The sequence below is a fragment of the Micromonospora sp. NPDC049107 genome (genome assembly GCF_040648595.1).
GTDB lineage: Bacteria > Actinomycetota > Actinomycetes > Mycobacteriales > Micromonosporaceae > Micromonospora.
This window is the reverse complement of record NZ_JBEZEC010000002.1, coordinates 452,562-474,449: the sequence shown is the minus strand read 5'-3', so window position 1 is coordinate 474,449 and position 21,888 is coordinate 452,562. Positions and strand designations below refer to the sequence as shown.

18 protein-coding genes are annotated in these 21,888 nt (G+C 71.5%); 4 read left to right on the top strand and 14 right to left on the bottom strand.

Going from position 1 to position 21,888, the window contains the following annotated elements; all coding sequences use genetic code 11:
• Positions 1-3: 3 nt before the first annotated feature.
• The 5 genes from AB0B55_RS07310 to AB0B55_RS07290 are packed head-to-tail and all read right to left on the bottom strand — an operon-like array spanning position 4 to position 5,025.
• Positions 4-933 carry a carbohydrate ABC transporter permease gene (locus AB0B55_RS07310; RefSeq protein WP_357128193.1) on the bottom strand — a complete coding sequence of 310 codons (930 nt, stop codon included), beginning with the start codon at positions 931-933 and terminating at the stop codon, positions 4-6.
• Positions 933-1,841, bottom strand: a complete 909-nt coding sequence (locus AB0B55_RS07305; RefSeq protein WP_357128190.1) for a sugar ABC transporter permease — start codon at positions 1,839-1,841, stop codon at positions 933-935. The genes AB0B55_RS07310 and AB0B55_RS07305 overlap by 1 nt, the downstream gene beginning before the upstream one ends.
• 18 nt (positions 1,842-1,859) lie before the next feature.
• On the bottom strand, positions 1,860-3,299 hold the full coding sequence (gene ngcE / locus AB0B55_RS07300; RefSeq protein ID WP_357128186.1) for an N-acetylglucosamine/diacetylchitobiose ABC transporter substrate-binding protein: 1,440 nt from the start codon (positions 3,297-3,299) through the stop codon (positions 1,860-1,862).
• A gap of 26 nt (positions 3,300-3,325) precedes the next feature.
• Positions 3,326-4,075 carry an SIS domain-containing protein gene (locus AB0B55_RS07295; RefSeq protein WP_355052754.1) on the bottom strand — a complete coding sequence of 250 codons (750 nt, stop codon included), beginning with the start codon at positions 4,073-4,075 and terminating at the stop codon, positions 3,326-3,328.
• The gene (locus AB0B55_RS07290; protein ID WP_357128182.1) at positions 4,072-5,025 is read right to left on the bottom strand and encodes a MurR/RpiR family transcriptional regulator; all 954 of its coding nucleotides are present in this window, start codon (positions 5,023-5,025) and stop codon (positions 4,072-4,074) included. The genes AB0B55_RS07295 and AB0B55_RS07290 overlap by 4 nt, the downstream gene beginning before the upstream one ends.
• A gap of 205 nt (positions 5,026-5,230) precedes the next feature.
• Between AB0B55_RS07290 and AB0B55_RS07285 the strand changes: the two genes are divergently transcribed.
• Complete coding sequence (locus tag AB0B55_RS07285) at positions 5,231-6,217, top strand: BadF/BadG/BcrA/BcrD ATPase family protein (RefSeq protein ID WP_357128179.1); 987 nt, start codon at positions 5,231-5,233, stop codon at positions 6,215-6,217.
• A gap of 553 nt (positions 6,218-6,770) precedes the next feature.
• Here the strand turns inward: AB0B55_RS07285 and AB0B55_RS07280 are convergent.
• The 4 genes from AB0B55_RS07280 to AB0B55_RS07265 form a co-directional block, all read right to left on the bottom strand.
• The gene (locus AB0B55_RS07280) at positions 6,771-8,258 is read right to left on the bottom strand and encodes a CoA-acylating methylmalonate-semialdehyde dehydrogenase (protein ID WP_357171228.1); all 1,488 of its coding nucleotides are present in this window, start codon (positions 8,256-8,258) and stop codon (positions 6,771-6,773) included.
• 116 nt (positions 8,259-8,374) lie between these two features.
• Entirely contained in the window at positions 8,375-9,673 is a 1,299-nt protein-coding gene (locus AB0B55_RS07275; RefSeq protein ID WP_357170929.1) for an aspartate aminotransferase family protein, read from the bottom strand.
• 150 nt (positions 9,674-9,823) lie between these two features.
• Positions 9,824-10,555 carry a hypothetical protein gene (locus tag AB0B55_RS07270; RefSeq protein ID WP_357170927.1) on the bottom strand — a complete coding sequence of 244 codons (732 nt, stop codon included), beginning with the start codon at positions 10,553-10,555 and terminating at the stop codon, positions 9,824-9,826.
• The gene (locus AB0B55_RS07265; RefSeq protein ID WP_357128171.1) at positions 10,552-11,436 is read right to left on the bottom strand and encodes a hypothetical protein; all 885 of its coding nucleotides are present in this window, start codon (positions 11,434-11,436) and stop codon (positions 10,552-10,554) included. Before AB0B55_RS07265 ends, AB0B55_RS07270 begins: the two co-directional genes overlap by 4 nt.
• Before the next feature lie 85 nt (positions 11,437-11,521).
• Between AB0B55_RS07265 and AB0B55_RS07260 the strand changes: the two genes are divergently transcribed.
• Positions 11,522-12,493: a hypothetical protein gene (locus AB0B55_RS07260; RefSeq protein WP_357170925.1), complete on the top strand. Its 972-nt coding sequence runs from the start codon at positions 11,522-11,524 to the stop codon at positions 12,491-12,493.
• A 38-nt stretch (positions 12,494-12,531) separates the two neighbouring features.
• Here AB0B55_RS07260 and AB0B55_RS07255 read toward each other — a convergent pair whose 3' ends face one another.
• Together AB0B55_RS07255 and AB0B55_RS07250 are read right to left on the bottom strand one after the other, a co-directional pair.
• Positions 12,532-13,974: an MFS transporter gene (locus AB0B55_RS07255; protein ID WP_357128165.1), complete on the bottom strand. Its 1,443-nt coding sequence runs from the start codon at positions 13,972-13,974 to the stop codon at positions 12,532-12,534.
• Between the two features lie 63 nt (positions 13,975-14,037).
• Positions 14,038-14,442 carry an SgcJ/EcaC family oxidoreductase gene (locus tag AB0B55_RS07250; RefSeq protein WP_357128162.1) on the bottom strand — a complete coding sequence of 135 codons (405 nt, stop codon included), beginning with the start codon at positions 14,440-14,442 and terminating at the stop codon, positions 14,038-14,040.
• 221 nt (positions 14,443-14,663) lie between these two features.
• Between AB0B55_RS07250 and AB0B55_RS07245 the strand changes: the two genes are divergently transcribed.
• A complete protein-coding gene (locus tag AB0B55_RS07245) occupies positions 14,664-15,680 on the top strand; it encodes a sigma-70 family RNA polymerase sigma factor (RefSeq protein ID WP_357128159.1) in 1,017 nt (338 codons plus the stop codon).
• Positions 15,681-15,723: 43 nt separating this feature from the next.
• Here the strand turns inward: AB0B55_RS07245 and murD are convergent, their stop codons facing one another.
• Positions 15,724-17,073 (bottom strand): UDP-N-acetylmuramoyl-L-alanine--D-glutamate ligase, encoded by a 1,350-nt coding sequence (gene murD / locus AB0B55_RS07240; RefSeq protein ID WP_357170923.1) that lies wholly within the window; start codon positions 17,071-17,073, stop codon positions 15,724-15,726.
• Between the two features lie 82 nt (positions 17,074-17,155).
• Between murD and AB0B55_RS07235 the strand changes: the two genes are divergently transcribed.
• On the top strand, positions 17,156-18,505 hold the full coding sequence (locus AB0B55_RS07235) for a hypothetical protein (RefSeq protein ID WP_357170921.1): 1,350 nt from the start codon (positions 17,156-17,158) through the stop codon (positions 18,503-18,505).
• A gap of 190 nt (positions 18,506-18,695) precedes the next feature.
• Here AB0B55_RS07235 and AB0B55_RS07230 read toward each other — a convergent pair whose 3' ends face one another.
• Entirely contained in the window at positions 18,696-20,378 is a 1,683-nt protein-coding gene (locus tag AB0B55_RS07230; RefSeq protein ID WP_357170919.1) for a PucR family transcriptional regulator ligand-binding domain-containing protein, read from the bottom strand.
• Between the two features lie 41 nt (positions 20,379-20,419).
• Positions 20,420-21,871 (bottom strand): argininosuccinate synthase, encoded by a 1,452-nt coding sequence (gene argG, locus AB0B55_RS07225; RefSeq protein WP_357128147.1) that lies wholly within the window; start codon positions 21,869-21,871, stop codon positions 20,420-20,422.
• Positions 21,872-21,888 lie beyond the last annotated feature (17 nt).

Here is a 21,888-nt window from a genome sequence, read left to right as displayed (position 1 = left end):
GAGTTACTTGACCGCGCCGGAGGTGAGCCCCGCCTGGATCTGCCGCTGGAACACCGCGTACACGATGATCATCGGGAGGATGGCGATGGTCAGCGCGGCGAACAGCCCGGACCAGTCGGCCTCGTAGCCGGCGTTGACCGAGATGTCGGCGATGCCCTGGGTGAGCACCCACTTGTCCTTGGCGTTGGAGAGCAGCACCAACGGAAGCTGGTACTGCGCCCACTGGCCGATGATGTTGAAGATCGCCACGCTGATCAGGCCCGGCTTCGCCATCGGCATCATGACCTGGAAGAACAGCCGGGTGTGCCCCGCGCCGTCGATCATCCCCGCCTCGGCGACCGAAGTCGGCAGCGTCTTGAAAAACGCGGCCAGGAAGAAGATCGTGAACGGCAGCGAGTAGGCGATGTAGACCAGGATGACGCCCTGGTAGGTGTCCAGCATGCCGAGCTGCTTGACCACGAAGAAGAGCGGCACCAGAGCCAGGAACACCGGGAACGCCAGCCCCGAGACGAACAGGTAGTAGATCGCCCGGTTGCCCCAGAACTTGTACCGGGCCAGCACATACGCGGCCATCGAGCCGAGCAGCATGGTGCCGAAGGTGCTGCACGCGACCACGAAGACGCTGTTGAGGAAGTACCGGCCGACGTTCGCCTTGGTCCATGCCCGGCCGAAGTTCTCCCAGCGCAGCTCGGCCGGCAGGGTCCACGGGCTGCTGAAGATCTCGCTGGTGTTCTTGAACGCGGCGAGGAACGTCCACAGGATCGGGACGATCACGATCACCGCCCACACGGCGAGCGCGATGTGCCCGAGGCTGGCGAAGAGCCGTACCTCCGAACGGGGGCCCCTGCCCCGCCGGCCGCCGGTCGCGGACGGATCGCCGGTCTTCGGCGGTAGCGCCGCCGGCGTCGGCGGCAGCGTCGACTGCGGGTTCATCAGTACTCCACGCTTTCCCGCTTGGTGAGCCGCAGCGTCAGCGCCGCGAACGTGAGGGTGAGGAAGAACAGCGCCACGCCCATCGCGGAGGCGTAGCCGTACTTCGAGTAGACGAACGCGTTGCGGTAGATCTCCATGGCCAGGACGGTGGTGGCGCCGTCCGGGCCACCGCCGTCCACCGAGAGCACGGCCACGATGGCGAACGCGTCGAACGCCGCGATGCCCAGGTAGACCCACGCGACCTGGAGGGTGTCCCAGAGCAGCGGCAGGGTGACCCGGAAGAACAGCGTCACCTTCGTCGCCCCGTCCATCTCCGCGGCCTCGTAGATCTCGCCCGGGATGGAGGCCATCCCGGCCGAGAAGAGCACCACGTAGAAGCCGACGGCCTGCCAGACCAGCACCGCGATGATCGACCAGAGCGCCAGGTTCGGCTTGATGAGGAAGAGGATCGGCTCCAGGCCGAACTTCATCAGCACACCGTTGATCAGACCGGACTCGTTCGGCCGGTAGACCATCTGGAACAGCACCGCGATGATCGCCACCGCCAGGACCTGGGGGAAGAAGAACACCACCCGGTAGAACTTCGCCCCCCAGACCCCCTGGCGTTGACCGCCGCTGCTCTTGCCACCCACGTTGAGCAGGAAGGCGAAGAACAGCGCGATGGCGATCGTGATCAGCGGCAGGGCAAGCAGCAGTACGCCGTGGTGCTGGACCGCCTTCCAGAAGGCGCCGTCGTCGAGCAGCCTCCGGTAGTTGTCGAAGCCCACCCACTGCGGGGCGGAGAGCCCTCGCCAGTTGGTCATCGAGATCTGGAACGCCTGCGCGTACGGCCAGATCACGAATGTCACGTACAGCGTGACCGGGAGGAACAGGAACCCGACCACGAAGGGATACTTGCCGTGCCGCATGACCCTAGCTCCGATCGATCAGCGCTTGAACTTGGCGACCGAGCTGTCCTTCTTGATCGCGTCGGCGCGCTTCTGGATCCGCTCCACGAAGGCGTCCGCGTTGATCCGGCCGAACATCAGCTCGTTGGTGGCGCTGCGCGCCTCCGTGTCGAGCTCCTTGTACCAGCCGTCGAAGTACAGGTTGAACACGTCCTGACCGGCCGCCTTGAGAGCGGCCTGCGAGCTGGCCACACCGGGCGGGAAGGCGAAGCCCTCCGAACCGGCGGTGACCACGGTCGGGGCCTTGACCACCTCGGTGAAGCCCTTCGCGCCCTCCTTGGACAGCATCTGGCGCATGTACTCCAGACCGCCCTTGGGGTTCTTGCTCTTGGCCGAGACGAAGTAGCCCTCGCCCGCGGTGGCCCGCAGCGCGGTGGCCGGCAGCTTGTCCGACGCGGTGAGGCTCGGCACCGGCATGAGCTGGTAGTCGAAGCCGGCTGGGGTGTCCTTCTTCTGCTCGCCCTCCAGCCAGTCACCGCTGGGGTACAGGGCCACCTTGTACTGGTTCTGCCGCAGCTGCACGTCGGTGTGCTTGAGCCCTTCGAAGCTCTTGTCGCTGAACTTCGCCCCGACCTCGGCCCACGCCGTGGCCGCCTGCTTGACCGCGTCCTGCTTCCAGGCGCCGTCCTCCAGGTTGTCGATGTTCTTCAGCACGTCGGTGCCGCCGATCTTGGCGGCCTGGGTGAGGATCACGTTCCACTGGTAGTAGGCCGCGTTCGCGCCCGCGTACCCGTACGGCGTGATGCCCTTGGCCTTGATGGCGGTGAGCAGCTTGATGAAGTCGTCCCAGGTCTTCGCCGGGGCCCAGCCGTTGTCCTTGAACAGCTTGGCCGAGTACCAGATGCCGAAGACGGTGGAGACGTAGTAGAGCACGTACGGCTTGCCGTTGAACGAGCCCGCCTCGACGGTGCCCGGCACCACGGTGTCGCGGACCTTCTTGGCCGGGTCGTCGACCGACGGGGCGTCCCACAGCTCGGTGAGGTCCTGGAGCTGACCGTCGGCGACCAGCGAGCCGAAGTCGATCAGCTTCTCGCCCGAGTTGTTGACGAACTCCGGCGGGTTGCCGGACGCGAACCGCGGCTGGAGCACCGTGGAGACGGCCTGCGTGGACTGGTGCTTGATCTCCGCCTTGGGGAACGCCTTCTTGTACAGCGGCTCGTGCACGTCGGTCGCGTACTTCTCGCCGTAACCGCCGTTGAAGATGATCACCTCGATGGGAGCGTCTTCCTTGACGCCCAGCGGGTTCTTCTCGCTCTTGGTGCCCTCGGCGGCCTTCTCACTGTCCTTGTCACCGCCGCTGCTCGTCGCGCAGGCGCTGAGCAGGCCGATGGCCGGGGTGGCGAGCATGCCCACGGCGGCGGCGCGACGCAGCACCGTGCGGCGGTCGAGCGCGGCCGGGTGCTCGGGGGTAATCGACATCGTCGTCTCTCCTTGTGGAATTCGGGTCAGGCGGTACGCCGGAGACGTCCGGCGTACCGCGACTCGAGGGCGATGTTGTGCTCGTCCCCACCGGGGACGTTGGCGGAGAGGTAGATAGGGGGCACCTCTCCGGCCTGGTGGAACCGTCGTACGACCTCAGCGGTCAGCAACTGCGCCAGCAGCGCGGTGGTGACCGAGGAGACCGCACAGACCGCGCCGCCGCCCTCGAGCGGCAGCAGTGCGTCACCGTACGGCGCGCCGTTGTCCAGCACGACGTCGGCGAGGTCGGCGAGCCGTTGACCGGACGGGTGCCGTGGCGCCACCCGCGCGGTGTGCTCGACCGAGGTGACCGCGATCAACGGGTGACCGCGCTCGGTGACCAGCGCCGCCAGCTCGACCACCGAGCCGTTGATGCCGGACTGGGACGCCACCACGAACACGTCGCGCGGCTGGGGCGCCGCGAGCGCGTAGATCTGGTGGGCGATGGAGGGATCACGTTCCAGCTTCGGGTCGGCGAGCACGTCGCGTGGGGCGTCGCCGTGCACCACCAGGTCCCGTACCGAGAGCCGGTTCGTGGGGACCAGCCCGCCGGCACGCGCGACCAGCTCGGCGGCGAACGCCTCGGAGTGCCCGGCCCCGAACGCCTGGAGCACGCCGCCGGCACGCAGGCTGTCGGTGATCAGGTCGGCGGCCCGGGTGATCCCGTCGGCCTCCGAGTCGAGCAGGCGGTCGAGCACCGGCCGGACCGCGTCCGCGTACCCCTGTGCACTGATCATGAGAGGACCCCCTTGGCGGCCTTGTGTCCGTCGACGGCCTGCGCGGTACGCCGGAAGGCCGCGTGGGCGCGGTCGTGGGTGCGCTGTGCGACGGCGATGTAGAGCAGGTCGAGCACCACCAGTTGCGGGTGGCGGGCGGAGAGCGCGTCCGGCCGGAAGGTGGTCGCCTGGCTGGCCGTGAGCAGCACGATGTCGGCTAGCTCGGCCAACGGCGAGCGGGGGAAGCCGGTCAGGGCGAGGGTCGTGGCGCCCCGGCTGCCCGCCTCGGCGAGCATCTCGATGGTCTCCCGGGTCTGGCCGGTGTGCGAGATGCCGAGCGCGACGTCGCCGACGCCGAGCAGCGCGGCGCTGGCCAGCCCCTCGTGCACGTCGCTCCACGCCCAGGCGGCCACCCCGATGCGGTGCAGGCTGAACTGCATCTCCTCGCCCACCAGGGCGCTGCCGCTGGCCCCGAAGATGTTCACCCGGGTGGCGCCGGCGATCGCCACGGCGGCGCGTTCCACCTCGCCGAGGTCGAGCAGCGCGGCGGTGTCGTGCATGGCCCGGGTGTCGGCGGCCATGATCTGGTCGAGGACCCGACCGAGGGGGTCGTTCGGCTGGATCTCGCGGCCGATGTCGACGGTCCAGCCGGCCGAGCGGGCCCGCCCGGTCTCGGCGGCGATCCCGAGGCGCAGGTCGGCGTACCCCTCGAAGCCCATGGCCCGGCAGAAACGGGTGATGGTGGCCGGTGAGGTGCCGCTGCGCTCGGCCAGCTCCACGATGGTCGAGCGCGCCGCGGCCTCGGGGTCGCTGAGCACGTGCTCGGCGACCCGGCGTAGCGCGCCGGTCAGCTCGCCGAGCCCGTTGCGCACCCGGGCCAGCACCCCGTCGGAGGCCGCGCTCCTTCGGTCGATCGCGTGGGCGTCGACCACCGCGGTCCCCGCGGCGGTGTCCACCTCGTGATCAACCATGGGACGCCTCACCTTTCCGAAAAGACTGTTAACTGTTAGTGGTAAAAGTTCTTACTGAACGGCCCTCCGTGTCAAGACTGTGGGCGAAGTTTTCAAACTGTTACCTGGCGCACAGCCGTCCGGGCCCTCCCGGAGTTGCCCTCCACGGCCGTGCCGACCAGCATGAACAGGCCCGTGACCGCGCAGCGCAAGGAGGCCCGTGCCGATGTCCGACACCGTCGTGGTCGGTCTCGACGTCGGGGGTACGTCCACCCGGGCGACCGCCCTGACCCTCGCCGGCGAACGCCTCGGCACCGGCAAGGCCGGGGGTGGCAACCCCACCAGCCACGGCGCCGAACGGGCCGCCGCCGAGGTGCTGACCGCGCTGCGCGCCGCGCTCGCCGACGTCGACCCGACCCGGGTGGCCGCCGGCACCATCGGGCTGGCCGGCGCACCCCGTCTGCTCGCCGACCCCGCCGGACGCGCCGCCTTCGACTCCGCCTGGCACGACGCCGGCCTGCGCTGCCCGTACGCCGTGCACGGCGACGCCCTCGTCGCCTACGCCTCCGGCACCGCCGAGCCCAACGGGACGATCCTCATCGCCGGCACCGGCGCGATCACCGCGCAGGTCGTTGACCTGCGGCTCGACCGGGTCGCCGACGGGCACGGCTGGCTGCTCGGCGACGCCGGATCGGGCTTCTGGCTCGGCCGCGAAGCGGTCCGCCGACTCCTCGCCGACCTGGACGCCGGTCACACCCCGGGCAGGCTGGGCGCGGCCGTGCTCACCGAACTGCTGGGCAGCGCCGACGTGGCCCCCCGCCCCCGCGACACGGTGGACGCCACGATCCAGGCGGTCACCCAACGACCGCCGATCGACCTCGCCCGGCTGGCGCCGCTCGTCGTCACCGCGGCGACCGACGGCGAGCCGGTCGCCACCGCCCTGATCGCCGAGGCCGCCGCCCACCTGGCCGAGAGCGTCACCCGCATCCGCTCGGCGGAGTCGACGACGCCGGTCGTGCTCGGCGGTGGACTGCTCATCGCGGACACCCCGCTCGCCAGCGCCGTCCGCGCCGAGATCGGTCGACGCTGGCCGACGGCGCCCCTGCGTACCGCCGGCGACGGCGCGGCCGCAGCCGCCTGGCTCGCCGCCCGCGACCTACCCGAGGTCACCGACCCGGCAGCCCTACACACCCTCCTCTTCCCCACCCCCTGACCACCCGCGCCGCCACGCCGCCGTGCCCGCACGCGCGGCCCCGCCGCCACACCGTCCCGCCGCTACGCGACCGTGCCCGCACACGCCGTCCCGCCGCCACGCCGCCACACCGCTGTGCGACCGTGCCCGCACGCGCGGCCCCACCCCCTTGATCGCGCTCGAACCAGGATGTAGTGGCCTCACACCGCGAGGAGGGGACTACATCCAGGATCGAGCACGATCAAGGCGACGCCCGACCCTCCAGATGCGCCTCGACGCGCTCACCCCTACGCCCGCCCCCTCCGCCCGCCCCCTCCGCCCGCGCCGCACAAGATCCGCGCACTTTCTGGGAAACTGCTGCCTCAAGACGCGCTGAGGCAGCAGTTTCCCCGTAGTTGCGCGGATCTTGACAGAGGCTGGCCGGCCCCTGGCCTCCAACCTGGTGATCAAGAGATTTGCGTCAGCAGGAGCGCGTTCCATGACGCAAACCTCTTGATCACCGAGATCGGGCGGTGGGTGGGGGTGGGGGTGGGGGTGGGGGGGGAAGGGGTGGGGGGTGGGTGATCGGGATCGGTCAGGTTTGGGTGGGGAAGCCGAGGTTCACGCCACCGTGGCGCGGGTCCAGCCACCGGCTGGTGACCACCTTGCTCCGGGTGAAGAAGCGCACCCCGTCCTCGCCGTGGGCGTGCAGGTCGCCGAAGAGGGACGACTTCCAGCCGCCGAACGAGTGGTACGCCATGGGCACCGGGATGGGCACGTTGATGCCGACCATGCCGACCTCCACCTCGTGCTGGTAGCGGCGGGCCGCCCCGCCGTCGTTGGTGAAGATCGCCGTGCCGTTGCCGTACGGGCTGGCGTTGACCAGTGCCACGGCCTCGTCGTACGAGCCCACCCGTACGACGCTGAGCACCGGCCCGAAGATCTCGTCGGTGTAGATCGACATGTCCGGGGTCACCCGATCAAAAAGGGTCGGGCCGAGCCAGAAGCCGTCCGGGTCGCCGTCGGGCGTCACCTCCCGCCCGTCGACGACCGGTACCGCCCCGGCGGTCACACCCGCGTCCACATAGGACCGCACCCGCTCGGCGTGCGCGGCGCTGACCAGCGGCCCCATGTCGCAGCCCCGCCGGCCGTCACCGGTGCGCAGCCCGGCCATCCGGGCGGCGATCCGCTCCACGAGGGCGTCCGCGACCGGCTCCACCGCCACCAGCACGGAGATGGCCATGCACCGCTCCCCCGCCGAGCCGAACCCGGCGTTGACCGCCGCGTCGGCCGCCAGGTCCAGGTCGGCGTCGGGGAGCACCACCAGGTGGTTCTTGGCCCCACCGAGCGCCTGCACCCGCTTACCGGCGGCGGTGCCGCGTTGGTAGACGTGCCGGGCGATCGGGGTGGAGCCGACGAACGACACCGCGCGCACCTCGGGATGGTCCAGCAGCGCGTCGACCGCCTCGGCGTCACCGTTGACCACGTTGAACACCCCGTCCGGCAGGCCGGCCTCGGCGAACCACTCGGCCAGCAGCAGCGCCGCGCTCGGGTCCTTCTCGCTCGGCTTGAGCACCACCGCGTTCCCGCAGGCCACCGCCACCGGCACGAACCACAGCGGCACCATCACCGGGAAGTTGAACGGCGAGATCACCGCCACCACGCCGACCGACTGCCGGATCGTGTACGAGTCGACCTCGGTGGACACGTTCTCGCTGAACGCACCGCGCAGCGCCGCGGGCATTCCGCACGCGTACTCGATGACCTCCAGGCCGCGCTGCACCTCGCCGGCGGCGTCGGCGAGCACCTTGCCGTGCTCGGCGGTGATCACCTCGGCGAGCCGGTCCCGGCGGGCGTGCACCAACTCCCGGAAGGCGAACAGCACGGCGGACCGCCGGGCCAGCGACGCGTCGCGCCAGGTGCGGGCCGCCTGGGCGGCGGCCCGCACCGCGACGTCCACGTCCGCGGTCGAGGCCAGCTCGACCTCGGCGGTACGACGACCCGTGGCCGGATCGAAGACGTCACCCCGTCGCTCGGACGTGCCGCCGACCCGCTTGCCGTCGACGAAGTGGCCGATGCTCACGCCGCCCAGACCGCCCGTGCTCACCCCGCCCAGACCGCCCGTGCTCACGCCACCCAGACCGCCGGTGCTCACGCCACCCAGACCGCCGGTGCTCACGCCGCCCAGACCGCCGGTGCTCATGCCGTCACCTCCGCCGACGAGCGGATCGCGTCGACCAGGATCGCCAGGCCCTCGCGGGCCTCGTCCTCGGTGAGCGTCAACGGTGGACCCATCCGCAGTACGTTGCCGTAGAGCCCGCCCTTTCCGGTGAGCAGACCACGGTCGCGGCACGCCTCGAAGACCCGGTTGGTCAACGCCGGATCCGGCTCGCCGCTGCCCGGCCGGACGAACTCGACGCCCAGCATGAGCCCCTTTCCGCGTACCTCGGCGACGCAGTCGAGGCCGCCCACGGCGGACCGCAGGCCGTCGGCGAGGATCGCACCGACGCGGGCCGCGTTCGCCTGGAGGTCGTGCGCCACCAGGTAGTCGAGCACCGCGTTGCCGGCCGCCGTCGAGATCGGGTTGCCGCCGAAGGTGGAGAAGCTGATCCCCGGCACCGCCTCGAGCACCTCGGCCCGGCCGACCACCCCGGCCAGGGCGAAACCGTTGCCGATGCCCTTGGCGAAGGTGAGCAGGTCCGGGGTCACACCGTGGGCCTGGTAGCCCCAGAAGTGCTCCCCGGTACGCCCCCAGCCGGTCTGCACCTCGTCGGCGATGAACAGGATGCCGTGCTCGTCGAGGACCTTCTTCCAGGCGGCGAAGAGCCCGTCCGGTGGGTGCACGAACCCGCCCACGCCCTGGATCGGCTCGGCGATCAACGCGGCCACGTCGCCGGACGTCTGGGTGGCCAGCACCTCGCGCAGATCCTCCACGGCCACGTCGAGGCGCTCGTCGGCGCTCAACCGGGCCAGCAGGCCGCGTACCCGGTCACCGGAGTGCAGCCAGGCCACCTGCAACGGGTTGAGCGCGCTGGCCGACCAGGTGCGGTTGCCGGTGACGCCCATCGCCGCGTACGACCGGCCGTGGTAGCTGTTGCGCACCGCCAGGACCTGGTGCGAGCGGCGGTAATTGGTGGCGACCAGCAACGCCGCCTCGTTCGCCTCGGTGCCCGAGTTGGTGAAGAACACCCGGGCGTCCGGGATACCGGAGCGCTGGGCGATCTTCTCGGCCAGCTCGACCTGCTGACGGATCAGGTAGAGCGTCGAGGTGTGCACGATGCCGGTGGCGAGCTGCCGCTCGACGGCCTCCCGGATCTCCGGGATGTCGTACCCGAGCATGTTGGTCAGCACGCCGCCGAAGAAGTCCAGGTAGCTGCGGCCCTGCGCGTCGGTGACCCGGCGGCCGGAGCCGGAGACCAGCTCGATCGGCTCGGCGTAGTACAGCGGCATCCAGGGTGGGAGAACGGCCCGGTGCCGGGCCAGCAGGTCGTCGGTCATCGTGGCACCCTTCAGCGGCGTTCGTGGATACCGCACGCTCCCACCGGCGGCGAGCGCGGACAACTGGCAGGGTGTAGCGCAGAGCGGGTACGACCTGACAGGTACGTCCGCCGTCGCGCGGCCGACTGTCCGGGCTGGCCCGTGCCCGGCTCAGGACCCGCGCGGACGCGGCGGCAGGTGCAGGGCGGTGGCGACCACCGCGAAGGCCAACCAGCCCGCCCCCAGCGCGCCGGCCGACGAGACGTCCTGGACGTAGTGGTAAGCGGTGAGGAAGCCGACGAGCGCGAGGCTGTTGCGGGCGAAGTGCCCGCTGAACTCGGACAACTGGTGTCGGGCCTCGACGGCGACCAACACCCCCGAGTACGGGAACGTCACCACCATGCCCCGCAGCACCGCGCCGAGCAACGCGGTGAGGATCGCCCCGACGAGGATGACCACCAGCTTGAGCAGCGCCGGCAGTCCGGCGGCACGCCCTCCTGCGGCTGCCTCGTCGGCGGCGGCGACGGTGGGCGGGCGGGCGCGACGGCGACGCAGCAGCATGGCCGCCAGCCAGAGCGCGACCGTGCCGGCGAGGGCCGCCTCGAACGGGATGTGGACGGCCACCAGGCCGGCGCTCAACGCCACGTACGCGGCGATCCCCGCGCCGTCGGCGAGCAGGATGGGCCAGCGCAGCCGCTGGTAGGTGACCGCCACGATGCCGAAGAAGAGGTTCAGCCCCAGCACACCGAGCACCTGCGCGCCGTCCACGCCGTAGGGGGTGCTGACCAGGGCGAGCGTCATCGGCAACGGGAGGCTGTAGACCAACGCGCGGAGCCGCACCGAGCGGATCACGCTGACCGCCCAGACGACGGCCGTCACCAGCAGGACCGCGCTCCACGTCATGGGGTCGCCGTCGTGTCCTCGAAGGTCGCCGCGCCCACGCAGGCGTCGAACACGCGGGTGAGACGCTCGACGTCCGTGCGGTTGACCGAGAACTGGTTCTCACCGATCTCACCGTGGGCGGTCATCCGGGCCTCCCAGCAGCTCACGGAGTCCCAGAGCGTCAGGTTGACAAGGAGGTGCGGACCCACCGCGCCGAAGGGCAGCAGGCCCACCCGGGCCCCGGCCGCGCGTTGCCGGCCGACCAGGTCGGACAGCTCGTCGGTCAACGTGGCGTACACGAAGACCCGGGTGATCCGGACGCCGCGTCGCAGGGCATCGACGTTCGCCTCCCAGTAGCGGCGGCCGATCTCGCCACGCCACCAGCTCAGCTCCCCGCTCGCCCGGGGCATCACGTTCGTCAACGCGTCCAGCCGGTGCGCGCAGGTGCGGGTAGCGCCGACCAGATCCTCGTCCTCGTCGCCGCGCCGGATGATCCGCCCCTGCGCGAGATGCTCGGCCTCCAGCCGGAACTGCTCGTAGCGTCGCTGCGCCTCCACCGCCACCCGGGTGCCCGCGTGCTGTTCGGCCGCCGCGCGCATCGCGGCGGCCACCTCCGTGGTGGTATGGACGAGCCACGGCGGGCCGTCCAGCAACGTCCGTAGGTGAAACCGGCGCTCCGCGCGGGCCAGCGAGTCCACCAGCAGCGAGATGGTGATGCCCATCAGGCCGGCCAGCAGCGACTCCACCCCGGAGGCCGCGTTGGTGAGGTCGAGCAGGACGCTGAGGCTGATCGACAGTGTGATGCCGACCAACGCCACCGGGTCGGTGTGCGCCACCAGCCGGAGGAAACCGCCCGCGGAGGTGCCGCCCCATCCCCGCCGACGCGCACCGTCACGGGTCATCGGAGTCCCCCCTCAGCCGCTGCCGCCAGCGTAAACAGCGGCTACAACCGCGGACGCCGCCGCGGCGGCCGGTAGCATCCGGCAGGTGCAGGAAGCGGAGACGGTCCCCTCGGCAGGTTCGGCCGCCGAGCGGATCATGCCCGACGTCGAGGCCTGGGTCTGCTCCACCGCGCTGCGCGGCCTGGTACGGAACTTCGGCGGCGACTGGCCCACCGGCGACCTCGCCGAGGTACTGCGGTTCCTGGACGACTTCTCCGCCCGCCACTGGGACTTCCGGGGCGGGCGGGAACGACCCGACGCGCGCGAGCCGGACCTCGATCCGGCCACCGCGACGCTGGTCCTCGACGCGGCCGCCGCGCTCGGGCTCGTCCACCCGGTACCGCCGGCCCGGTCGGCGTACGCCCATCTGGTCGTGCTCGGCGGCCTGGCGCACGCCTGCGTGCGGCGCGTCGGGTACGCGGCGCACCTGCTGCGCGCCGGCCTGACGGTACGGGGCGAGGTCGCCGTGCTGGGCAGCTTCCGCCCACTGTCCGAGTGGGAACGGGCCACCCTCGCCGACGCGGGTCTGCCGGCCGACGAGACCGAGGTCGACGTGCTGGACACCGCCGTCCGGCGGGTGTTCGGGGTGGCCGCACCGGCGGAGCAGGCCGGTGTCGACGCCGGCCACCCCCACCACTCCTGGTCGTCGCGGACCTACCGGCTGGCAGGCCTGCCACCGGTACGGGTGCTGGCCGCGCCGTCCAGCGAACCGGACCGGCGGCGGGCGCACACCGCCGACACCCAGCGGTTCTGGGCCGGGCACGTCCGGCTCGCGCCGGGCGACGAGGTGCTGACGGTCACCGCGCCCATCTACGTGCCGTTCCAGCACTGCGACGCGCTGCGCACCCTGGCCCTGCCCTACGGCTGCGACATCAACACGGTCGGGGTGGATCCGGCGGTGGCCGACGTGGCGGTGCTACCCGAGCAGACCCTCACACCGGGCCGCTACCTCCAGGAGATCCGCTCGGCGATCCGCTCGATGCGCGCCCTGCACGAGAGCCTGGTCGCCCAGCGGTGACCCGACCGACCTGCCTCATCATCCTGTTGCCCGCCGGGTCATCCCGTCGCGGATTCGGCGGGTGCGGCACGCCCGGTGGTCGTGGCCGGCGCGAGGCGGCGGTGCCGCGGTAGCACGACGCCGGCGGCGGTGGCCGCGAAGGCGAGCGCGGCGGAGACGCCCATCGCCGGGACGTAGCCGTCGCTGAACACGCCAGCGGTGGCGTAGCCGCCGGCCGTGGCGAAGACGGCACCGGTGAGGGCGACCCCGAACGCGCCGCCGAACTGCCGGAGGGTGCTGAAGGTGCCCGATGCCCGGCCGATGTCCTGCGGCGCGACACGGCTGACGACCGATTTGGTGACGGCGGGAAGGGCCAGCGAGAACCCGAGGCCACCGACGGTCATCGCCACGGCGGTCGTGGCGTAGCCGATGCCGGGCTCGGAGATCAGCGCGATCCAACCCATGCCGACGCCGAGCAGGAGAGTGCCGGCGATGACCAGCGCCCGTTCGCCGATTCGATCGGTGAGCGCGCCCGCCCGTGGCGCGATCAGGAACGGTGCGATGCCCCACGGCAACAGCCGCAAGCCGGCCTGTACCGCACCGTGGCCGAGGGCGACCTGCTGGAACTGAGCGGTGAAGAAGATCGCGCTGGTCAGCGACGCGTTGATGAAGAACACTGCGGCGTTGCCGGCGGAGAAGGCCGGTGAGCGGAACAACCCCATCGGCAGCATCGGGGCGGGGGTCTTCAACTCCCTGACGACGAACAGGCCACCGAGCACGATCCCGCCGACCAGCGTCGACCGGGTCTCGGCGCTGCTCCATCCGGCCGCGTTGCCGCGTACCAGCGCCCAGGTGACGCCCAGCGCCGACGCGGCGGCCAGGGCCAGACCCGGGAGATCGAGTGTGCCGCCGGGCCCGCGGGCCTCGACGATCCGGCCGAGCACCAGCGGTATCGCGATGAGTGTGAGCGGAACGTTCAGCCAGAAGATCCACTGCCAGGCGAGGTTCTGGGAGATGACGCCGCCCAGAACCGGTCCGGCGATCGCGGCGAGCCCGGTGACGCTGCCGTAGACGCCCGTCGCCCAGCCACGCCGCTCGGGCGGGAAGGCGCCGTTGAGCACGCCCAGCGCGACCGGCATGATCATCGCCGCTCCGGCCCCCTGCACCACCCGCGCCGTGATCAGCGGGCCCGCCTGGGTGGACAGCGCGCACGCGGCCGAGGCCACGGCGAACAGGCCCAGCCCGATCGCGAACATTCGACGCCGCCCGTAGCGGTCGCCCAGCGCCGAGCCGGTCATCAGCAGGACCGCGAAGCTGAGCGTGTAGGCGTTGACGGTCCACTCGAGCTCTTCGAGCGAAGCGCCGAGGTCTCGCTGAACGGCGGGCAGCGCGGTCGCCACCACCAGCATGTCCAGCACCACGACGAACGATGCCAGTGAGCTGAGGGCCAGAGCCCACCGCTGTGCCGGCGTGGAGCGCGTTCTTGTTCCTGCCTTGTCCACGTTCTTCTCCAGAGTTGTTCGGGGTGTTCCGCCTCGCTGTCAGGGGCGGACGAGGCGCAGCGGTCAGGCCGCGGGGCAGTCGTGGTACGCCTCGACGAGCCATCGCCCGGAACGACCGGACAGGACCCACGTGGCGATCGACCAGCGCTCGTCGCCTGGCTCGTTCTCGCCGACGGCGATGGTCACGCTGCGGCTGACCACGATCGCGGTGACGTCGTCGAGGAACCGCACGCCCCGCACACGATGGACGCGCCGGGTGCCCTTGAGCTGGTCGGCGAACGCCGCCGCCATCGCGGTTCGGAGCACCGCCTTGCTCAGCAGGGCCACCCCGGGCAGTACCGCGGTCGCGTCGTCGGCATAGTGGGCGACGAAAGCGGCCACGTCGTTGTCGACCCACGCGGCCGAGACGGCGTCGATCACCGCTCGCACCGGTTGCTCCGCGGTGTCCGGGCTCGTCGTGGAAGTCATCGGTCGTCCTCTCCTCGGTGTGGGAGGTGCCTCGGGTGACCTGGGGACCAGGCGGATTCGGCAGCTCACCGGTCAGGAATGGAGACTCGGTGGAGGGATCGGACTGGTCGGCCGCCGACGGCGACGTGGGCTTGGCCACACCGCAGCCGCAGCCGATCAGTTCCCGACGGATCGCGGGTCCTTACCAAGACAGGTCAGACCGCAGACGGGTGGAGTGACACATGACCCAGGCAGCGCAGGCTCCGGCGCAGGGGACGGGCGACGAGGAGTTCTCCCGACTCACCGAGCCGTTCCGCCGCGAACTTCTGGCGCACTGCTACCGCATGCTGGGCTCGACGCACGACGCCCAGGACGTCGTCCAGGAGACCTACCTGCGGGCCTGGCGCGGCTTCGCCGGTTTCGAGGGTCGATCGTCGCTGCGGGTCTGGCTGTACCGCATCGCCACCAGCGCCTGCCTCACCACACTGAAGCACCGCAGTCGACGGGTCCTGCCCTCCGGGCTGGGCCCGTCGGGCGACCCGGACCAGCCGTTGACGGTGGCCGGCCCCGACGTCGCCTGGGTCCATCCGCTGCCGGAGGCGGAACTGCCCGGCGCGGATCCCGCCACGATCGTCACCACCCGCAGCAGCGTCCGGCTCGCCCTGGTGGCGGCTCTGCAATATCTTCCGGCCCGACAGCGGGCCGTACTGATCCTGCGCGACGTGCTCGCCTGGCACGCCTCCGAGGTCGCCGACCTGCTCGACACCACTACCGACGCGGTCAACAGCGCGCTCGCGCGGGCCCGCGCGCACCTGGCTCGCACCGGCCTTACCGAGGACATGTTCACCGAACCGGTCGATCCGGCCGACCGGCTGCTGCTCGACCGGTACGCACGGGCCTTCCAGAACGCGGACACGGCGGCACTGCTACAGGTGTTACGCGAGGACGTCACGATGGAGATGCCGCCACACCTCACCTGGTTCGCCGGACGCGACGCTGTCACTCGCTTCCTCGCCACGACCGTGTTCGGCCGCGCCGGCACGGTCCGCACAATTCCGGCGAGGGCCAACGGTCAGCCGGCGCTCGCCACGTACACCCGGAGCACCGCAGGGCTCTACCACCCGCACAGCCTCCAGGTGCTCACCCCCACCCGAACAGGCGTCTCCCGGATCGTCTCCTTCCACGACCCGAGCCTCTTCGCACCCTGCGGTCTCCCGCCGTGTGTCGACGAGACCGGCCGACCCGTCGCAGGACGGTAGTCCCGCCGGGCCGAGCATCCGTGGGAGGAGAAGCCGCCGGACCCTACGCCCCGGCGGTGTCGGCGACGGCCTGGGCGAAGACCTCGGAGCGGTGCTCGAAGTTGCGGAACCGGCCGTAGCTCGGGGCGGCCGGCGACAGCAGCACCACCCCGCCGGTCGGGGTGACCTCCCGGGACAGTCGCACCGCTTCCACCAGGTCGTCGACCAGTTCCGTGCGCACCTTCGGCAGGTTGGCCAGCGCCTCGACGATCCGCGCGCCGCTGTCCGGGATGCCGATGACGGTCAGCTCGCGCTCGGCCAGGTGCTCGGCCAACGGGGTGTAGTCCAGCCCTCGGTCGTTGCCGCCGACGATCACCGTCAAGGGCCGCCCGTCGTACGCGTCGATGGCGTGCATGGCCGCGTACGGGCTGGTGGCCAGCGTGTCGTCGACGAAGGTCAACCCGGACGGGTCGGTGATCTCGGTGAGCCGGTGGGCCAGCCCCTGGAACTCGGCGACGGCGACGGCGAGGTGGTCCTTGGCGGCCACCACGTCGACACCGAGCGCGTCGAGCACGGCGAGCGCGACGCAGAGGTTGCCCTCGTTGTGCCGGCCCACCAGGGGCAGCACGGCACGCGGGAAGAGTGGGTGGTCACCGAGGTGGAACCAGGGCGTGCCGTCCGCGCCGGTGGCGACGTGGGTGGTGTCGGGCCGGCCGGCCCGGGTCGCGGGCAGGTCACCCAGCTCGGCGGCGAGCCGCGGGTCGCCACCGTTGACCACGATCGTCTGCGGGTCGTGGGCGAGCAGGTTGAGCTTGTCGCGGTAGTACTCCCGCTCGCCGCCGTGCGCGTCCAGGTGCTCGGGGAACAGCGCGGTGACCACGGCGACCCGGGGCGAGTCGGTGAGGTCGCTGCACTGGTAGCTGGACAGTTCCAACACGTACAGCTCGGCGTCGGGCAGGTCGAGCGTGGGCACCCCGATGTTGCCGCCGAAGACGTTGGGTCGGCCCATCGCGGTGAGCAGATGGCTGATCAGGCTGGAGGTGGTGCTCTTGCCCTTGCTGCCGGTGACCCCGACGGTGCGGGCGGCGTGGTCGGCCATCCACAGGGCGGTGCCCTGGGTCACCGGGACGCCACGTCGCCGCAGCTCGACCAGCCACGGGTGGGTCTGCGGCACCCCCGGCGAGCGGACCACCACGTCGGCTGCGGTCAGCCGGGCGAACCCCGCCTCGCCGGTCACCAGGGGGGCCGCCTCGGCCAGCGGACCTTCCCACGGCAGCGACAGGAAGTTGGCGCTGTCGTCGACGGCGACCAGATCGGCGGGGCCGTGCGCCGCGATGGCGGTCACAGCAGCCCGGCCCTCCCGACCGGCGCCCCAGACGGCGACGGTACGTCCGCGCAGGTCAGACAGGCGCACGGGGCTCTCCTCGGGGGTCACGGCGGCGGCTGGCGGGGCCCGGTCCGGACACGGCCGGACGAACCAGGGCCTAGTATGGCGTGTGCCCAACGAGCAGCTCCGGCGGATGGACGCCTTCACCTTCCCGTCCTACTCGATCGACTTCGCCACCGGCGAGGTGTTGTTCGACTACGCGCTGACCGGCCCGGCCGGTGAGCAGCGGTTCACTGAGGTGATCACACTTCCGCTGCCGGCGGAGCCGCCGTCGGACGAGACGGTGGCGACCCTCAACCGGGTGCTGGAGGTGCTGCACCTCGTCGCCGGGGTCAGCTACTACAAGGCCGCCGCGCCGCCCCGGCTGGTGCTGCCGGCGCCGCTGGGCGCGGCCACCGTCGACTACGTCACGGCCGTCTACACCAAGGGCCTCGCCGAGTACGCGTACCGCAACGAGCTGCCGTACGTGCTGGAACTGCGTCCGGAGGTGCCGGCCGGCTCACCGGAGTCGCCGCGCGTCTACGACAACTCCGACCGTCGCCCGCTCTCGGCCGTCGGCGGCGGCAAGGACTCGATCGTGAGCTTGGAGGCGCTGCGCCGCGCCGAACTGGACCCGGTGCCGTTCTCGGTGAACCCGAACCACGTGATCGTCGCGGTGAACGAGGCGTCCGGGCTGACCCCGCTCGCCGCCCGTCGGCGGATCGACCCGGTGCTGTTCGACCTCAACGCCAGCGGGGCGTTGAACGGCCACATCCCGGTCACCGCCATCAACTCCCTGATCGCGGTGGCGACCGCTGTGCTGCACGGGCTGGGCCCGGTGGTGATGTCCAACGAGCGCTCGGCGTCCGACCCGAACCTGATCTGGAACGGTCACGAGATCAACCACCAGTGGTCCAAGGGCGTGGAGGCCGAGGGGTTGCTGCGGGGGGCGCTGGCGGAGCACGCCGGGCTCACCGAGCCGTACTTCTCGCTACTGCGGTCGCTGTCGGAGCTGCACATCGCCCGGCTGTTCGCCGAATTCACCCGGTACGACGACGTGGTGACCAGCTGCAACGCCGCCTTCAAGCTGCGTGACGCGTCCGAGCGCTGGTGCCGCAACTGCCCGAAGTGCCGGTTCGTCTTCCTGGCCATGGCGCCGTTCATGCCCCGGGAGCGGGTCACCCACATCTTCGGCGGGGACCTGCTCGCCGACCCGGACCAGATTCCCGGCTACCGGGAGCTGCTGGGCGTGGACGGGCACAAGCCGTTCGAGTGCGTGGGCGAGGTCGAGGAGTCGGTGGTGGCCCTCGGCCTACTCGCCGAGCAGGACCAGTGGCGCGACGCCCCGGTGATCAAGGCCCTGGTGGAGGCGGTCCCCGCCACAGCCTGGTCCGCAGTGGCGCACACGGATGTCTTCACCCCCGGCGGCCCCAACCACATCCCCCCAACCTACGCAAAAGCCCTAACCGCCCTCTCCTAACCCACCCCCACCCCACCCACCCCCCACCCCACGCCCACCCGGCCTCCGCGCGGGCGCTCCGCCCCACTCCGCCTGCTCCCGGTGATCAAGAGGTTTGCGTCAGGAAAGACGGCTTTCCTGACGCGAACCTCTTGATCAACAGGGCTGAGAGGGGGTGGGGTGGGGTGGGGGGTGGGGTGGGGGGTCTGGGTTAGGGGGCGCGGACTGCTTCTAGGGCTAGGAGGGCCACGTGGAGGGAGAGGCTGGCCTCTACCGAGTCGAGGTCCACGTCGAGGATGCGGGCTATCCGGGCGAGGCGTTCGTAGAAGGCCGGTCGGGACAGGTGCGCGGCGGCCGCGCCGGCGGATTTGTTGCGCCCCTGCTCCAGGTACGCGCGCAGGGTGTCGAGGAGCCGCTCCCGGGGGTGCTGGGCGTCGTACTCCAGGAGCGGGCCGAGTTCCCGCTCGACGAAGGTCTGGAGTCGGGGCTCGTCACGCAGCAGGTGCAGCAGGCCGGCCAGACCCACGTGCGGCAGCCGGAAGACGGGCAGGTCACGCCGGTCCCGGCGGGCGGCCTCGGCGATCTGCCGCGCCTCCACCAGCGACCGCCGGGCCTCGCGCAGGCTGCTCACCCCGGACCCGGCGGCCACGAAGACCCCGGCGGGGGCGTTGGACACGGCCCGGCCTGTGGCGCCGTCGAGGCGTACCCGACGAAGGGCCTCGGCGAACGCGGACAGCGCGCGGTCCTCGGCGGCCGGGTCGGTCAGGGCCAGCAGCGCGCCCACCGAGTTGTCGTCGACGGCGCTGGTCAGTGCCGTCAATTTGGCCTCCCGCAGCGCCTGGCCGACGGCCTCGGAGAGGTCGCGTAGCCGGGCCTGGCCGGCTTCGGGGCCGCCGTCCGCGGCGGAATCGTCGGTTCGGTGGCGGACCAGCACGCCGACGAGGTGCCGACGGTCCAGCGTCACACCGAGCGCCTTGGCGCGCAGCGCCACCTCGTCGACCGGCCGGGAGTGGTCGAGCAGGGCGGTGAGCAGGGTGCGGTGCAGCTGTCGTTCCAGCCCTTCGGCGTCGCGGCGGATCAACCGGCCCAGCGCGAGGGTGGACGCGGCCCGCTCGACGAGGATGCTCAGCCGATTGGGGGGAGCGTCGGTGGGCGCGTCGCCGCTCGCCGGCCAGCGCAGCAGCAGCCGTCCCCAGTCCTGGCCCCGCGCGCCGACGACGGTCACCAGCCAGCCGCTGTTCGGGTCGTACGCGGTCCGGCCGGCGGGCCGAATGCGCCGGGAGTGCTGCTCCCAGCCGTCCAGCAGCAGCTCCGCGCTCTCCCCCGCCGGGTCGTATCCGAGGACCTGCCGGGACAGGTTCTCCAGCACGACCGGGCAGCCGGACAACTCGGCGGCCTGCCGGATCACCTCGGCGGCGTCGGCGCCCTCGACGGAGAGGTCGGTGAACCGCTGGTGGATCTCCTCGGCGGCCCGCAGCTCGGTGAGCTGCGCGTCGACGATCAGCGCGTGCACGGCCTCGGTGATCCGCACGAACGGGGTGGCCCGGCGTAGCTCGACCAGCGGTAGACCGCGCCGTTCGGCGGCGGCGGTCATCACCCGGGGTACGCCGCTGACGTAGCGGCGGCCCAGTTCGACGACGAGTCCGGAGACGCCCACGTCGGCGAGGTCGCCGATGAACGCGCGCAGTCCCGCGTCGTCGGCCGGCAGGCCGATGCCGGTGGTGAGCACCAGTTCGCCGCCGCCGAGGAGGGTGGCGATGTCGGGGACCTCGGCGACGTGCACCCAGCGGACCGGCCGGTCCAGCCCGGCGTCCCCGGCGACCACCCGCGGGGCGCCGTGGCGGACCGGGTCCAGGGCCAGGACCTCACGCACGGTAGGGAACACGGCCGACACGCTACCGTGCGTGACCCCGGACCTCGGCCTGCCGGTACCGGTCAGTCGACGCCGAACTCCATGGCGGCGCGGTCGAGCGCCTCGTCCGCGGCGGTGGCGACGCCTCGGGAGGCGATGGCTTCCGCGCCGCCCTCCGGCATCGCGCCGATCAGTCCGGTGGAGGCTGCCTGTGCGGCCCCGATCATCCGCTCGCTTCCCGCGCCACCGACCATGCCGAGGGAGGCGTACTGCTCCAGCTTCGCCCGCGAGTCGGCGATGTCGAGGTTGCGCATGGTGAGCTGGCCGATCCGGTCCGACGGGCCGAACGCCGAGTCCTCGGTGCGCTCCATCGACAGCTTGTCCGGGTGGTAGCTGAACGCGGGGCCGGTGGTGTCGAGGATCGAGTAGTCCTCGCCCCGGCGCAGCCGCAGGGTCACCTCACCGGTGACGGCCGTGCCGACCCAGCGCTGCAACGACTCGCGCAGCATCAGCGCCTGCGGGTCCAGCCAGCGACCCTCGTACATGAGGCGGCCGAGGCGGCGACCCTCGCTGTGGTAGTTGGCCAGGGTGTCCTCGTTGTGGATGGCGTTGACCAGCCGCTCGTACGCGGTGTGCAGCAGCGCCATCCCGGGCGCCTCGTAGATGCCCCGGCTCTTGGCCTCGATGATCCGGTTCTCGATCTGGTCGGACATGCCCAGGCCGTGCCGGCCGCCGATGGCGTTGGCCTCCAGCACCAGGTCGACGGCGCTGCCGAACTCCTTGCCGTTGATCGTCACCGGGCGGCCCTGGTCGAAGCCGATCGTGACGTCCTCGGTGGGGATCTCCACCGACGGGTCCCAGAACCGGACGCCCATGATCGGGCTGACCGTCTCGATGCCGGTGTCGAGGTGCTCCAGGGTCTTCGCCTCGTGCGTGGCGCCCCAGATGTTGGCGTCGGTGGAGTACGCCTTCTCGGTGCTGTCCCGGTACGGCAGGCCGCGCTCGATCAGCCACTCGGACATCTCCTTGCGCCCACCCAGCTCGGTGACGAAGTCGGTGTCGAGCCACGGCTTGTAGATGCGCAGCATCGGGTTGGCCAGCAGGCCGTAGCGGTAGAACCGCTCGATGTCGTTGCCCTTGAAGGTCGAGCCGTCGCCCCAGATCTGGACGTCGTCGGCGATCATCGCGCGGACCAGCAGGGTGCCGGTCACCGCCCGACCCAGCGGGGTGGTGTTGAAGTAGGAGCGTCCGCCCGAGCGGATGTGGAAGGCGCCGCAGGTCAGCGCGGCGAGGCCCTCCTCGACCAGGGCGGCGCGGCAGTCGACGAGTCGGGCGACCTCGGCGCCGTAGCTGAGCGCACGGCCGGGGACCGAGCCGATGTCGGGCTCGTCGTACTGGCCGATGTCGGCGGTGTACGCGCAGGGGACGGCGCCCTTGTCGCGCATCCACGCGACCGCGACCGAGGTGTCGAGGCCGCCGGAGAAGGCGATGCCGACACGTTCGCCGATGGGCAGGGAGGTGAGAACCTTAGACACAGGGAAGATTATTCAAC